The sequence below is a fragment of the Hutsoniella sourekii ATCC 700629 genome, assembly GCF_000518205.1.
GTDB classification, from domain to species: domain Bacteria; phylum Bacillota; class Bacilli; order Lactobacillales; family Aerococcaceae; genus Hutsoniella; species Hutsoniella sourekii.
In genome coordinates, this window is record NZ_JADD01000005.1 from 23327 (window position 1) to 37620 (window position 14294).

Below are 14294 nucleotides of genomic sequence, written 5' to 3' on the forward strand. Positions count from 1 at the left end.
TCCTGCCTCATTTTGTGTAATCAAGGAATAAGAGGGAGTTTAAATTTGATCCGTCTCCTCCTCAGTTGGAGCTTGATAGTCTCCAGGTAGACCTTCCAAGAGATTTTCTGCCCACTGGTCATCAACATGAATAAAGTGGCCTAAGTGGGGTGTCTTCAATAGTTTGCCATATTTATCTTGGACAAAGTGGACCAAAGATTCATGAAAATCAACTAACAGTTGTCCCTGATTGGTAAGGTAGATTATTTTTTCATCCTTGTTATCCTTATAATAATAGCGGCCATAGACTTGGCAATCTGGCTTTTCTTTGGCGAATAATCCATCGGTTAATAATTTGACGATCTCGATTAATTGATCATCGTAGCCATTTTGGTAGATTTGAATTTTTTCGATAAGGCTGGTGATTGAGCCAACCACTCGGAGTTGGTATTCATCCCATGAGAAGTCAAGACTGGTTAAAATATTGCTTAATTGTTGGTCAGTCTCTTCTACTTGGCTAGCATAGTGGGGGGCTAGATAAATCATCCATCTAGCATCAGGATCATGATAGAGAAAGGTACTTTCAATATGCCGGCTAGCGCCACAAACCTCGCATTCAAATAAGAACAACTGACCGCGAATCAATTTGTTCTTAAGTTCCGGTTCTAAGTGGCTATTAATGGATGTATAACGGGTGAACATTTGCTCATGGTCACAGACTGGGCATTGAATAGAAATTAATTCTTGCATAAGAACCTCCTCTAGATAGACTTAAACCTATTATAACAAAGATTCACCGTCTGTCTCTATAGGAGATAATAGACTCAAATTATGCTATAATTAAAAGTGAGTAAACGATTAAAACAAGGAGGCAGATAAACATGTCGCTAGCTAAACAAGTTGCCGGTTGTAAGGCGGTTGATTATGTGGAAGATGGGATGATCGTTGGATTAGGCACAGGTTCAACGGCTAACTACTTTATTGATGAATTGGCCAGTCGAATTCAATCGGGTCAGCTCAAGCACATTGTTGCTGTCGCGACTTCCCAAGCGAGCTTTCAACGTGCTCGTCAGCTAGGGATCAATGTATTACCTCTTGATGAAGTGAATTCAATCGACCTACTTGTTGATGGTGCCGATGAGACCTTGAGAACTTTTACTGGTATCAAGGGTGGCGGTGGTGCACTTCTACATGAAAAAATTGTCGCCCAAAATAGTCTCAAGGTAATTTGGATTGTCGATGAATCCAAGTTAGTGGAACAACTGGGAGCCTTTCCATTGCCGGTGGAAGTCGTTCAATATGGTTCTTGGAAGCTATTTAGAAAATTCGAAAATGCACAAATGAAACCACAATTCAGAAAGTCGGGCCGAGATTCACTATTTATCACTGACTCAGGCAACTATATTATTGATTTAAATCTAGGCATGATTCCTAGCCCCGATCAAGTATCTTTCCAGTTAAATAATATGGTTGGCGTGGTAGAACATGGTTTATTTATTAATTATCCTGATTTAATTATTGTTGGTGATAATCAAGGCGAAGTTAGTTTAATTGAACGTGACTAAGAGCATCGATGAGGAGAGATAGCCATGAGAATGACCGAAATTATTGCCCATAAGCAAGCTGGATTGGCTTTAAGCAAGGAAGAAATCTACCACTTTGTCAATGGATTTACTGCTGGAGATATTCCAGACTACCAAGCAAGTGCTCTATTAATGGCTATTTACTTTCAAGGGATGTCCGTAGAAGAAGCTGCTGACTTGACTTTAGCCATGGCAAATTCAGGCGACCAATTAGACTTGTCTGCCATTGATGGGGTCAAGGTGGATAAGCATTCCACAGGTGGCGTCGGGGATACAACAACGCTTATTTTGAGTCCCTTGGTTGCTAGCTTGGGAGTTCCTGTAGCCAAGATGAGTGGCAGGGGACTTGGACATACGGGAGGGACCATTGATAAACTTGAAGCAATTCCCGGTTTCAATACGGAATTAAGTGTGTCGGACTTTATTGAGGCCGTCAACCAGATTAAGTTAGGACTAGTCGGACAGACCGGTAATCTGACGCCTGCTGATAAGAAGATCTATGCCTTGAGGGATGTTACTAATACTGTTCAATCGATTCCACTTATTGCGTCGTCTATTATGAGCAAGAAGATTGCTGCTGGAGCGGATGCTATTATACTGGATGTTAAGGTTGGAGAAGGAGCCTTTATGAAGACGGTTGAGGAGGCGGAAGAACTGGCCCATCTGATGGTACAAATCGGTAAAGCCGTTGGTCGCCAAACCCTGGCTATTATTTCCAACATGGATCAACCATTGGGCCATGCAGTCGGTAACGCGCTCGAAGTCCAGGAAGCGATCGCTTGTTTGAAAGGAGAAGGGCCTCAAGATTTGACAGACTTATCTGTAGCATTAGCCAGTCAAATGCTCTTAGCGGCAGATCGGGTAGATTCTCTTGAAGAAGGCCTAAAACTTCTTCAAGAGCAAATCCGTAATGGCCAAGCCTTGGTAAAATTTAAAGAATTTATCGCTAACCAGGGCGGTGACGTCACATATATTGATGATCCAGATCGTTTGCCCCAAGCTCGTTACCAGATCCCGATTTTCGCACCAGAGTCCGGCTACCTCGCTAGTTGGCATACTCAAACTGTTGGTGAGGTTGCGCGAATCTTGGGTGCGGGTCGAGCGACCAAGGACGATCAGATTGATCCTGCTGTTGGATTGATGGTCCACAAGAAGTTAGGTGAACCTGTGGAAGCGGGTGAAGTGGTTGCGACCTTATACAGTCAATCAGAAGAAGCAACAGAGGCAGTGCGGATGATGCAAGGAAGTTTCACTATCACTTCTCAAGCGGAATCAGCGCCGTTAATTTATGAAATGATTACGGATTGAGAAGGGTAGGAAAATCATGTTAAGTGAGAAAATTAAAGAATTACGGTTAACCAAAGATATGTCACAAGAAGATCTAGCAGAAATTTTGGATGTGACACGACAGTCCATCTCCAAGTACGAGAATGGATCAGCCGATCCGGGTCTCGATAAGATACGTTTAATTGCGGATTATTTTGACGTTTCCTTTGATTATTTGTTGGATGATAAGATATCCACTCGCGACTATCAAAAACAGACAGTCGAGGAACCAAAAGCTCAGGCTAAATCTGTTAAAGAGACGGAAGATCCTAATGAGAGTACTAAGCACTTACCAAGAATCCATATACAATCTAAGATTGAAGATGAAGATTTAGATGAGACTTATTACAAGTTTGATGTCGTTGAGAAGTTTCCCCATATCGATTACAAGCCAACAGCCTTATTAATGGGGGTTCATTCAAGAACTTTTGTTTTTGAGAATAAGACAGAACTTGCCTGGTATCGGACGATGGAGGATGCTTACCGAGAAGTCGAAGCGATTCAAGAAGCCCTAGCTAATGGTGAGACTAGTTATGAATTACAATATGATGCGCCTGTTAAGAAGCGTGGCTTTTTCTCGGTTCAATTAGCGGATGTCGAAGTAGATAGTGAATAATTAATAGTTCTATTCTATCGCTATAACATTAAAATGGCCTGACTATTCCCATTTAACGGGAGTATCAGGCCATTTTTGTATTTTAAGTTAAGCGATAGATACTTGGTGAGAACTATTTAAGGGTGAGCTTGCGTGCTTGAGCATATTGGGCTAGGTCCCCCGTTATGATCCAATCGATGTCTTTTAAGTGTTTAACGGATTGGGCGCCAGCCATGAGACAGGTTAGTTGGATAGCTTCCTTCATCTCCTCGACCAAGCGAACGGTGCCATCAATTCCCTGATCTTGAATGGATTGGAGGAAGAATCCTGAAATACCGCAAGCCTTAGCCCCCATGACCAAAGCCTTAACAATATCTAGATAGTGGCGAATGCCACCACTAGCTAGAACTTCAATCTCCTCCAAGAAAGGACGGGCTTCCAAGAGGGATTCAGGGGTGGTCTGGCCCCAACTGGCTAAAGATTCAAGGCTAAAGTTTTGCCGACGATTATTCTCAATGCTGACGAAATTGGTTCCACCACGCCCAGAAACATCGACGGTCTCCACTCCTAAATCAATCAGGTGCTGGATGGTCTGCTGACTCATTCCAAAACCGACTTCTTTTACAATGACAGGAAGCCCTAAGCCCTCAACAATGGATTGAATGTTTGTAGACCAAGTTGAAAAATCTCGATCACCTTCTGGCATCACCACTTCTTGAGGAATATTGAGGTGGATCTGTAGAGCGTCGGCTTGCAACAGTTCTACTGCCCGCCGAGCATTATCCAAATCATGGTGAGCGCCCAAGTTAGCTAGGACAAAGCCATCCGGATTCTGCTCGCGGATGACGGTAAAAGAATCGCTTACCTGGGGCTCCTTGAGAGCGATGGAGACGGAGCCAGAGGCCATGGAGAGGCCCGTTTGCTTAGCCACTTCTGCTAGGTCATGGTTGAATTTCTTTGTAAATGCACTGCCACCGGTCATCCCATTGATATAGAAGGGAAGCGAATGGTTGTTGCCAGCCCAGTGGGTGGTTAAGTCGATTGCTTCGAAGTCAACTTGATTAAAGGAATGGTGGATAATTCGTAAATCATCAAAGGCAGAATGTTGCAACTGCTTTTGCTGTTCTAGTGCATGGTTGACGTGGTCATCCTTACGCTGTTGGTTGATGCTTTGTTCAGGTTTCATAATAGTCACTTCCTTTCAAAAGATGGACAGACATCCGCATTCAGTAGGTCAATGCCTGCTTGTTGCCAGTCTTGTTGGAGTTGTCGGCGGTCTTCATCTTGGCCTTGGTATTTGAAGGCCAGTCCACAATCTCCTCCACCTGCTCCAGAAGACTTGGCCACCCAACCATTAGCATTGGCTAGGTCAATCAGTTGCTGAAGCGGTTCTGTTTCAATCGGTAGATCATAAGCTGTTCCTAGATCTTGAAGGAGGTGGCGATGGTTGATGATTGCCTCTAGAAAGGCTGCCGGCTGTTGTTCTTGGATGGCTTGATAGAGCTCTTGGACAATTAATTGAACTTCCACTAGGTAGGCTTGGTAGACAACGGGATCACTTAAGGTCTTCTGTTTCATTCTTTCAACCAGGTTGTCTGAGGAAGCAGGTGCACCAGTCCAACCGATTGCAAGGCTTATTTGATCCGGGTGAGGGAGGGATTCTAATCGCAGTCCAGGCCAAGGCTTCTGGAGGAGGTCAGGTATACAACTGGGGCCATTCAGTGCTTCTTCTAACCAATCCCGTTCAAAGTTTTGGTAATAGACCCAACCGCCCAAACAATTGGTAGCAATATCGGCGAGACTGCCTTGACTTTTCAAGCGGATAATAGAAATTGCTGCTAATTTGAACAGACTGGTCGGATGGTGAAGTGTGATACCGTGCCAGTTTAAGTATGCCTTAAGGCTAGCAACAGTGACCGCACCACTTGATCCGAGTCCGTATTTACGACCATCTTTATTGGCAAGTTGGCTGGTCAGATTCAGTCTAAAGGATCTAGGTTCAATGGCTAGTTCTTTGAGCAAGGCTTGTCCAGTTATCAATGCTGATTGGACATAGCGCCAGGGGTTGTTTTGATCTGATAGGCTACTTGAAAACTGTAGTTGGTCTTCAACAAGCGGTATTGCTAGATCTGCTAGTTGGTCTGAGTGAAGCTGGCACATATGATTAGTGCTTGCTTGAATTTCGGCGGTTAAGTATTGGTCGATGCCAATCAAAATAGCTCCCTGACCTGGAGTCAAAATAGCATATTCACCAGCAACAAACAACTTGCCAGGCACCTGGTGGGTCTGGCAAGTTTCTGGTTGAGTGTCAATGGTCAATAGGTGGTGATTCAAGCTTTAACCTTCCTTCCAATCAATCGCATAAGGTGCAGGACCTGGGCGACTCATAATCAGTTTTTCTTCGGTAAAATACTGGGCCAGCCGTTTCTTGATGGTATCTAATTGCGAGTAGGGGGCAATCACTTTAACATTAGGCCCAGCGTCCATCGTATAGTAGCAACAATAGCCTGCTTCACGTAAGTCTCTTACTGCCTGCATAGCAAGCAAAGAATCAGGTTCAAAGTAGGTAAATGAAGGGTTGGCTGCTAGGATCGTAGCATGCATTTTCATAGCATTATGTTCAGCAATTTCCCCGATTCTTTGGACATCCCGTTGTTGAATGGCTACTTCCATTGCTTCTAGGTCTTTAGCAACTTCTTTAGGCCAGAGTTGGTAGAAGGGGGAAGTCTCCATTGTATGAAGCATACCTTTTCTTGAAGAAATGGCCTTCTTGTCCGCATTAACAGCAATAGCTAACATTCCGATATCCCATTGGGCGGAGTCGATAGCTTGGGCAAACGAAGATTCACTCTGGTCGTCTTGCCCTCGGTTCCAGCGTACAAAGCCACCAAACAAGCTTCTTGAAGCTGAACCAGATCCTTGTCTAACCAAAGTCGATAATTGTTCCGGACCTAAGTTCAGACCTGAGACCTGATTAGCACACGAACCCAAGGCAGCAAAAGCTGAAGCTGAAGAAGCTAGGCCAGCAGCAGTGGGGACATGATTATAGCTATCCACACGAAAGTGAGTAGGAGCTTGGTCTGAGTCTGGATAGAACAAATGGAGAAAACGACTCAACTTTTCCACTTCTTTATCTTCTTGTTGGATCCCATTTAAATAGAAGCTGGATTGAGTGAGGGCTGGATCCACTGTTAGCCGTGTATCGGTATAAAAAGCTTCCAAAGTCAGAGATAGACTGGAAGTGACGGGTAGAAACAGCTTGGGGTCGCGCTTGCCCCAATATTTAATGAGAGCGATATTGGTATGAGCACGAAAACTCGCTTGATTAAGATTAGGCATAGTCTCTCCTTTGATTATTGGTTCAAGTGAAGGCTCCAAGTTTGAATGGCTCCGGCTTCCTGCATAGCTTGTCTTATCTTCTGAGCGCTATCGAAGCTTTCTGCCAGGGCAATAACGCAACCACCCAAGCCCCCTCCTGTTAATTTAGCTCCAAGGGCTCCGGCCATCCAGCAGGCATTGACGATTCGATCCAAAACACTATTGGATATTTCTAATTGGTTTAAGTAATAATGATTGTAAGTTAATAACCGGCCTAGTTCGTGGATGTCGTGTTGAGCAATCGCTTCGTAAGCTTGTTCGACAAAACCACCAATGGCCGCCATAGTTCCTTCAACAAAATCGGGTCTAACTTCCTTTAAGCGGGCAACATGGCCGACCGCTTCCTTGGTTTGTCCCACTTGCCCTGAATCAGCTACGACTAGATAAGCATCTAATTTAAAGGCAAAGGGAGCAGGACGCTTACTCTTACGGTAAATGACTGGATTGGATGATGAGGCCATTAAAGTATCCAAGCCAGAAGTGGCCTCATGGGCAATAACTTCCGCTTGGTTAACAATAAATCGTAGTTGATAGGGGGATATATTTACCCGGTAGAGGTCACAAATAGCCCGCACTAACGCCACACAGACTGCCGCCGACGAGCCCATTCCCCGTCCCACTGGAATTGATGAATCGATTGAGAATTTTAGACTTGTTTTAGGTAGTTTGAATGATTTCAAGGTTAAGTGGATCGCTTCCTTGATATTGTCCAAGTGGCTAGGCGCTTTAACCAACTTCCCCTTGTAATAGAGGCTGTCAAGGTAATGGTCTGCGCAGGGGTCGCTTTGAGCTTCGACTTCTACTTGAACATTAGCCGCAGGAAAGGGAAGAGCGATGGCAGGGTAGTCATAAACTACTGCATGTTCTCCCATGAGAATAATTTTTGAATGGGCTTCTCCTTGCCCAAGCGACTGGTGGGTTACTTGCTTAGCAGATGCTTGATCTTTGGGTGACTGCCTAGACATTCACGTTCAACTCCTTTCCCTAATTGATTAATATAATAACATGGAATTCACTTAATTTGTAGGTAAAACACTGCTTATTTGCTCTTCTGGAAAGTTAAGAATGGGTAAACAATCTGATGAGAGGGTATTTTTGTGCTACAAAGCCAGGTCGACGTATGATAAACTATTAGCAATAAGAATTGAAAAGAGGGTTGTTTGTCGATGAACGTGTTCGAACACTTCACACGTCAAGAGTGGAGTCAGCTTTATTATGATGGAGAGATAGAGGCAGAGCTAATCGCTGACCTGGATGAATTGGTCGCCGTCAATGACCGCTTGACGCAAGCGGATATTGATGAAATTTACCAGCCCCTTATCCAGTACATTGATATTTTTGTGCAGAAGTTTAAACGGTTTGAACTCGCTAAATTAAATTTTTTTGCTGAAGATAAGAGTAACTTACCCCCATTTATTATTGGCATCTCTGGGAGTGTGGCTGTCGGTAAGTCAACCGTTGCCAGGGTGCTTCAAGAATTACTGCAACGGGCTTATCCAGCTAAGACGGTCGAGATGATGACCACTGACGGTTTTCTTTACTCTAACCGGGAGTTAAAGCGTCGCGGGATCTCAAACCGCAAGGGTTTTCCTGAGAGCTATGATATGGTAGCCTTATTGGACTTTATGAGTGCTGTTAAGACACAATCAGGACCGGTCTCTTATCCCATCTATTCTCATGACATTTATGATGTTATTCCTGGAAAGAAGCGGACAATAGAAGCAGTGGATATTCTGATTGTTGAAGGAATTAATACCTTCCAACTGCCTCAGAACCAGCAAATTTATGTGAGTGACTTTATTGATTTTGGCATTTATGTAGATGCTGATCCCTTAAATATTAAGAAGTGGTACATTCAACGTTTTCACATGCACTTAAAGCATGCTCAGGATAATCCAGATTCTTATTATTATCCAATGACCTTTAGGTCCCAAGAAGATTTAGACAATTATGCTAATGAGGTTTGGTATACCGTCAATATGACAAACTTGGTCCAATACATTGAACCAACAAGAGACCGAGCCGATCTTGTCCTGCATAAGGGCGACAAGCACTTAATTGATGAACTTTATATCCGTAAATACTAAGAGGAGGAATGTTTTGTGACGCAAAGTATTCAAGAAATAGAAAAAATTATTGTTTTAGACTACGGTAGCCAATACAATCAATTAATTACTCGCCGTATTCGTGAGTTTGGTGTATATAGTGAACTCAAGCCTAACACTACTAGTGCACAAGCCATCAAAGACCTGGGTAACGTTAAGGGGATTGTCTTATCTGGAGGCCCTCATAGTGTTTATGAAGAGGGAGCTTTCACTATTGATGAGGCCATCTTTGACTTAGGTTTACCAATCTTGGGTGTGTGCTATGGGATGCAATTAATTACCCATAAGCTAGGTGGGAATGTTGAAGCTGCTGGTAGTCGTGAATACGGTCAATCTCCTCTGCAAGTATTGGAAACAGAATCGGGAATTTTTGCTGGTTTGGAATCTGAAGAAGTAGTCTTGATGAGTCACGGCGATTTAATTACTGAAATTCCAGAAGGATTTGAAGTGACAGCTAAGAATGAACATTGCCCATTCGCTGCCTTCCAAAATACTGATCGTCAAATCTATGGCGTTCAATTCCACCCAGAAGTCCGTGCGTCTATTCATGGTAACGATATGTTGCGCAACTTTGTCTTTAATATTTGTGGCGCCAAGGGCGATTGGACGATGGAGAACTTTATTGATTTAGAAATTGCCAAAATTCGTGAGGCAGTCGGTGACCGGAAGGTATTACTCGGCTTATCAGGTGGAGTCGACTCTTCGGTAGTCGGTGTCCTCTTGCAAAGAGCGATTGGAGACCAACTTGTATCCATCTTTGTTGACCATGGTTTATTACGTAAGAATGAAGCAGATCATGTGATGAATGCTTTAGGCGAATTTGGTTTGAATATTATCAAGGTGGATGCTAAGGACCGTTTCTTTAGTAAGCTAGCGGGTGTAAGTGACCCCGAGCAAAAACGTAAAATTATCGGAAACGAATTTGTCTACGTCTTCGACGATGAGGCGGCTAAGCTAGATGGTATCGACTTCCTAGCCCAAGGGACTCTTTATACGGATATTATTGAATCTGGGACAGAAACTGCTCAAACGATTAAGTCACACCACAATGTCGGTGGCTTACCAGAAGATATGGAATTCCAATTAATCGAGCCTTTGAATACGCTATTCAAGGATGAGGTTCGAGCCTTGGGAACGGCTTTGGGGATGCCGGACTCTATTGTCTGGCGCCAACCTTTCCCAGGACCAGGTTTAGGTATTCGAGTTCTGGGTGAGATTACTGAAGAGAAAGTGGAGATTGTCCGTGAATCTGACGCTATTCTTCGAGAAGAAATTGCTAAGCATGGACTAGAACGTGAGATTTGGCAATACTTTACTGTCTTACCAGGTATTCGCTCGGTAGGGGTAATGGGTGACGGCCGGACCTATGATCATACGGTCGGTATTCGTGCCGTAACTTCGATTGATGGTATGACTAGTGAATTTGCTCGAATTCCTTGGGATGTGCTACAGAAGATATCAACACGGATTGTCAACGAGGTGCCACACGTTAACCGCGTAGTCTATGACGTAACTGGAAAACCACCTGCAACAATCGAATGGGAATAATTTAATAAAGACCGCTAAGCCTTGTTTGACAAGTTTTAGCGGTCTAATTTTTGTTTAGATTGTCAAGCAGTGACTGGTCCTATAGTCAATTTGGCTGACGGGTCTGAGGATATTATCTAGCCTCAATCGGCTCAATCAAGCCGTGTTCCACGCAGTAATGATAGATACCTTCATCAGCTACATGGCCAATTACCTCGTCAGCGATGGTCTTCAAGTCGTCAGAAGCATTAGCCATGGCCAAGCCCCAGCCGACTGCTTCCAACATTTCGATATCATTATTGCCATCGCCGAAGGCTAGAGCTTGGCTGGACTCTAGGCTATAATAATCTAAAATTCGTTTGATTCCTGTGCCCTTACCACTCTTAGCCGGAATGATATCAACGGCCCGGTCCCACCAGGCTGTAATCTTAGAATCGGTGGTGCCTTGCATCAAGTGATCATAATTATCTGAACGGCAACTAACTAATAGCTGGTAGACGGGCTCTTGGTGAGCGATCCGGTCGAATTCATCAGAAACTTGGACTTCTTGATGAGCAAAAGAAAAATAATCCACTAAATCTTGATCTTTTCCATTAGCTAGCAAGCGGTCTTTAGTAGCGATAGCAACGGGTCGGTGGATTTGATTAGCATTTTCAACAATTTGTTGAATATCTGCTTCAATAAGGGGATGTTGATAGATATCCTCTTGGTCGTTAAAACAATATGATCCATTGAAAGTTAAATAGGCATCAAAGTCAATTCCTTCGAAGTGGGGCAGGGAGACAGGGCTTCTTCCCGTGGCCAGACAAAGGATAAAATCGTTCGCTTTTAAGGCTTGGAGGGTTTTTAGGGTGAGGTTAGTCAGGTGCCCCTTATCCATGTCAATAAGGGTACCGTCAATGTCAAAAAAGATTATCTTGATAGGTTTCAATAGCTGGATCCTTTCTAAATCGGTATTAGTCGATAACTGACTTATTTGAGGAGCGATCATACTAGTGTCAGTGCTAAAATAAATAAGCATTGAGGTAATTATATCAAGGATTGACCGGTTCTGCTATTAATCAGTGACTGGCTGATCATTGATAACATGTGAGAGGGTGAAAAAGTTGGGAAGATTCGTATGCATTTGTCTTAGTTTATGGGGGCTCCTTTCTTATCCATCCATCTGGGCGGTGGAAGAGCTTGGAAATAGTCAAGAAATGAATCAATTAAATATTGTCCAAACTTGCTTTGAAGAAGCCTTTCATTCTCTTTCAGGAGATCATAGTCTCTACTACCAAGATCTCACTCAAGCGGATGCTACTAAGCTAGTGATCAATTCCAATCCGATGCGGTCAGCTAGTTTGATAAAGTTATTTATCCTAGCTGTTTTCTTTCAACAAGTAGCTGATGACCAGATTCGGTTAAATCAGACCTATATTTTGCAGGATGCAGACAAAGTAGGTGGTACGGGGACTTTACAGCAACAAGCGGAGGGATCGACCTATTCATTCTTAGATTTAGCACAGGAAATGATTATTAATAGCGACAATACCGCTACTAATATCTTAATTAAGCAACTCGGTGGGCTTTCTTCCGTTCAAGAGCAAATTAATCAGTGGGATTATGGGGATACCCAATTGAATCGATATATGTTAGATTTTGATGCTCTAGCTAGTGGTCAGGATAATTACACGAGTGTTGAGGATATAGCCAACTTGCTCAGATCATGCTATCGCCAGGAATTGATTTCACCCGTATTGGATCGTCAGATGCTAACTATTCTTAGCCAACAAAAAGATCGTAGTAAGCTACTTGCTAGGTTAGGTCATAAAGTCAAAATATACGGTAAATCCGGTCAATTCTCCCAATATGGCGTCTTGGGGGATGCGGTGATTGTCAAACAGGGAGCAAAGGCTTATTTACTGATTATCCTATCCCAAGATGGTGAGGAGCAGGACCAGTATCCAGCCTTTAATAAGGTGGGCTTGACTGTCTACCAAGTGTCTTTCTAGGGAGCTTATCTTTTGGTTAGCTAGTTCTTGCATAAACTTTTATAATGAAGATAAGTGAAGGAGGCATAGAATGAGACTGATAACGATTGAAGAACACTATATGTCTAAAACTATTAATAAAGGCTATCAAGCCGTGGCGGAAGAGACAGGGCAAACGATTGCTCCGGAAAAGGCTCAATTTGTGGCTGACTATTTGGCTAATAATTCGGATATTTCTGATATTAGTCAAGGTCGGATTAACTTTATGGATCAAGCCGGGGTGGATGTCCAATTATTGTCCTATGGTAATAATAGCCCAATGACTCTTAGGGGCCCTCAAGCGATTGATTTGTGCCGAGAGGCTAATGATGAACTGGCCCAAGCCTGTCAGCATTATTCGGATCGGTTGTATGGATTAGCTTGTCTGCCCCTTACGGATCCCCAAGCAGCAAGCATTGAACTAAAGCGGACGGTAGAAGAATTAGGCTTTCGCGGGGCTTTGATTCAGGGAACTTTCCAAGGGCAATTCTTGGATGATCCGTCTTTTTGGCCGATTTTTGAGCAGGCTGAAGCATTGGAAGTACCGATACAATTTCATCCCGGAGAAGTTTTGCCAGCTGTGCAAGCGACTTATTATCAGGGAAACTTTTCCGATCAAGTGGCGATGATCTTAGCGGGTCATGGGATTGGCTGGCATTACGAAACAGGCATTCATGTCTTACGTTTGATCCTATCAGGTGTGTTTGATCGTTATCCAAGATTACAAGTTATTCTGGGACATTGGGGTGAATTACTACCCTACTTTATCGGTCGCTTTGATGAGATGCTACCTCAAACTTTAACCGGATTGGAGCAGCCTATTTCTTATTATTTTAAGCATAATTTGTACTTAACGCCTAGTGGAATGTATGATGAAGCACCCATGCGTTTGTGCCTAGATACGGTTGGACCTGAGCGGATTTTGTGGTCGATGGACTTTCCTTATGTTAAGCGCCTGGATAGTCAAGAATTCTTGTTAGTCCTTGGTCTTGATCAGCATTCATTAGATCTCATAACACATCGAAACGCTGACGAATTATTTAAGTTAGCAGATAAATAGGGCGAACTTCCCTAAAGACTATCAAAAAAACGCCAACCAAAGTTGGCGTATAAAATAGATTGGCTATTGAAAATTATCCCTTAACAGTAAAGCCCTTCTTATCATAGAGACTATCCTTAGCATTTACTGAGTCAAGGCCCCGTCCAAATACGAGTGCTGCTTTGAAAGTCCAATGATCAGGTGTTTCAATTGAGTCTTTAGCCAGTTGGCTAGGATGTTGGAGGGTAGCTTGGATATCTACATCTTCCAGTGCCAGCCAAGTGGCTAAACTAATATTGGCATGGTTTTCATCGGAATAACGACGGGCTAGAGACTCATCAATGCCAAATTTCTCTGTTAAACTATAGGTGTGGTTGCGGTCTTCAAAGAAGAGAACGGTTCCTTTAGCCTGGGCGAAGCTTTGGTAGAGTTCCTTCTTTTCATCGTTTAAAGTGGCTGTTTGTTCCCAGAAGCCCTTGTTTTCATCATTTAATAAGACAAAGATTCTAGGTGTTTGTTGGCCATAAGCAACCGGCGCTAGGTCACACGCTGCCTTGATGGTAGCAACGATTTGCTCGTCTGCTAAGGGCACTTGTGCGTCCAGCTGGCGGTGTGATCTTCTTTTCTTAAGTAAGTCATTAAAGGTCATTATTACCAATCCTTTCGATTTATTGTAAGATCTATTTTATCAGCTTTCAATGGACACTGCAAAAACAAAACACGAACATTAGTGCTTTTTAAATATTAATC

14 protein-coding genes are annotated in these 14294 nt (G+C 43.3%); 7 read left to right on the top strand and 7 right to left on the bottom strand.

Annotation, left to right across the window (positions count from 1 at the left end):
• Positions 1-39: 39 nt before the first annotated feature.
• Positions 40-729, bottom strand: a complete 690-nt coding sequence (locus tag T408_RS10450; protein ID WP_051444715.1) for a CpXC domain-containing protein — start codon at positions 727-729, stop codon at positions 40-42.
• A 131-nt stretch (positions 730-860) separates the two neighbouring features.
• On the opposite strand from T408_RS10450, the gene rpiA reads away from it, so the two are divergent.
• The 3 genes from rpiA to T408_RS0101400 are packed head-to-tail and all read left to right on the top strand — an operon-like array spanning position 861 to position 3504.
• Complete coding sequence (rpiA, locus tag T408_RS0101390; protein ID WP_028118359.1) at positions 861-1544, top strand: ribose-5-phosphate isomerase RpiA; 684 nt, start codon at positions 861-863, stop codon at positions 1542-1544.
• A gap of 24 nt (positions 1545-1568) precedes the next feature.
• Positions 1569-2870 (top strand): pyrimidine-nucleoside phosphorylase, encoded by a 1302-nt coding sequence (locus T408_RS0101395; RefSeq protein ID WP_028118360.1) that lies wholly within the window; start codon positions 1569-1571, stop codon positions 2868-2870.
• 16 nt (positions 2871-2886) lie between these two features.
• Positions 2887-3504, top strand: a complete 618-nt coding sequence (locus T408_RS0101400) for a helix-turn-helix transcriptional regulator (protein WP_028118361.1) — start codon at positions 2887-2889, stop codon at positions 3502-3504.
• Positions 3505-3616: 112 nt separating this feature from the next.
• Here T408_RS0101400 and fni read toward each other — a convergent pair whose 3' ends face one another.
• From fni to mvk, 4 genes are read right to left on the bottom strand one after another with little or no spacing between them, the layout of a single operon-like run.
• Positions 3617-4669, bottom strand: coding sequence for a type 2 isopentenyl-diphosphate Delta-isomerase (fni, locus tag T408_RS0101405; RefSeq protein WP_028118362.1), 1053 nt, complete (start codon positions 4667-4669; stop codon positions 3617-3619).
• A gap of 5 nt (positions 4670-4674) precedes the next feature.
• Positions 4675-5817, bottom strand: a complete 1143-nt coding sequence (locus T408_RS0101410) for a phosphomevalonate kinase (protein WP_051444716.1) — start codon at positions 5815-5817, stop codon at positions 4675-4677.
• A gap of 3 nt (positions 5818-5820) precedes the next feature.
• On the bottom strand, positions 5821-6822 hold the full coding sequence (gene mvaD / locus T408_RS0101415; protein ID WP_028118364.1) for a diphosphomevalonate decarboxylase: 1002 nt from the start codon (positions 6820-6822) through the stop codon (positions 5821-5823).
• Between the two features lie 14 nt (positions 6823-6836).
• Positions 6837-7826 (bottom strand): mevalonate kinase, encoded by a 990-nt coding sequence (mvk, locus tag T408_RS10455; protein ID WP_035419750.1) that lies wholly within the window; start codon positions 7824-7826, stop codon positions 6837-6839.
• Between the two features lie 201 nt (positions 7827-8027).
• Here mvk and coaA point away from each other — a divergent pair, with 201 nt between their 5' ends.
• Both coaA and guaA read left to right on the top strand, forming a co-directional pair.
• Positions 8028-8948, top strand: a complete 921-nt coding sequence (gene coaA / locus T408_RS0101425; protein WP_028118365.1) for a type I pantothenate kinase — start codon at positions 8028-8030, stop codon at positions 8946-8948.
• 15 nt (positions 8949-8963) lie between these two features.
• Positions 8964-10514: a glutamine-hydrolyzing GMP synthase gene (guaA, locus tag T408_RS0101430; protein ID WP_028118366.1), complete on the top strand. Its 1551-nt coding sequence runs from the start codon at positions 8964-8966 to the stop codon at positions 10512-10514.
• 112 nt (positions 10515-10626) lie between these two features.
• Here the strand turns inward: guaA and T408_RS0101435 are convergent, their stop codons facing one another.
• Entirely contained in the window at positions 10627-11424 is a 798-nt protein-coding gene (locus T408_RS0101435; RefSeq protein WP_028118367.1) for an HAD family hydrolase, read from the bottom strand.
• Positions 11425-11599: 175 nt separating this feature from the next.
• On the opposite strand from T408_RS0101435, the gene T408_RS11630 reads away from it, so the two are divergent.
• Together T408_RS11630 and T408_RS0101445 are read left to right on the top strand one after the other, a co-directional pair.
• Positions 11600-12487 carry a serine hydrolase gene (locus tag T408_RS11630; RefSeq protein WP_157060743.1) on the top strand — a complete coding sequence of 296 codons (888 nt, stop codon included), beginning with the start codon at positions 11600-11602 and terminating at the stop codon, positions 12485-12487.
• A gap of 70 nt (positions 12488-12557) precedes the next feature.
• Entirely contained in the window at positions 12558-13565 is a 1008-nt protein-coding gene (locus T408_RS0101445; RefSeq protein WP_028118368.1) for an amidohydrolase family protein, read from the top strand.
• A 73-nt stretch (positions 13566-13638) separates the two neighbouring features.
• Here T408_RS0101445 and T408_RS0101450 read toward each other — a convergent pair whose 3' ends face one another.
• Entirely contained in the window at positions 13639-14193 is a 555-nt protein-coding gene (locus T408_RS0101450) for a nitroreductase family protein (RefSeq protein ID WP_028118369.1), read from the bottom strand.
• Between the last annotated feature and the right edge of the window lie 101 nt (positions 14194-14294).

Coding starts and splice junctions, on each gene's coding strand:
- T408_RS10450 (WP_051444715.1), bottom strand. CDS start 729: ATGCAAGAATTAATTTCTATTCAATGCCCAGTCTGTGACCATGAGCAA.
- rpiA (WP_028118359.1), top strand. CDS start 861: ATGTCGCTAGCTAAACAAGTTGCCGGTTGTAAGGCGGTTGATTATGTG.
- T408_RS0101395 (WP_028118360.1), top strand. CDS start 1,569: ATGAGAATGACCGAAATTATTGCCCATAAGCAAGCTGGATTGGCTTTA.
- T408_RS0101400 (WP_028118361.1), top strand. CDS start 2,887: ATGTTAAGTGAGAAAATTAAAGAATTACGGTTAACCAAAGATATGTCA.
- fni (WP_028118362.1), bottom strand. CDS start 4,669: ATGAAACCTGAACAAAGCATCAACCAACAGCGTAAGGATGACCACGTC.
- mvaD (WP_028118364.1), bottom strand. CDS start 6,822: ATGCCTAATCTTAATCAAGCGAGTTTTCGTGCTCATACCAATATCGCT.
- mvk (WP_035419750.1), bottom strand. CDS start 7,826: ATGTCTAGGCAGTCACCCAAAGATCAAGCATCTGCTAAGCAAGTAACC.
- coaA (WP_028118365.1), top strand. CDS start 8,028: ATGAACGTGTTCGAACACTTCACACGTCAAGAGTGGAGTCAGCTTTAT.
- T408_RS0101445 (WP_028118368.1), top strand. CDS start 12,558: ATGAGACTGATAACGATTGAAGAACACTATATGTCTAAAACTATTAAT.
- T408_RS0101450 (WP_028118369.1), bottom strand. CDS start 14,193: ATGACCTTTAATGACTTACTTAAGAAAAGAAGATCACACCGCCAGCTG.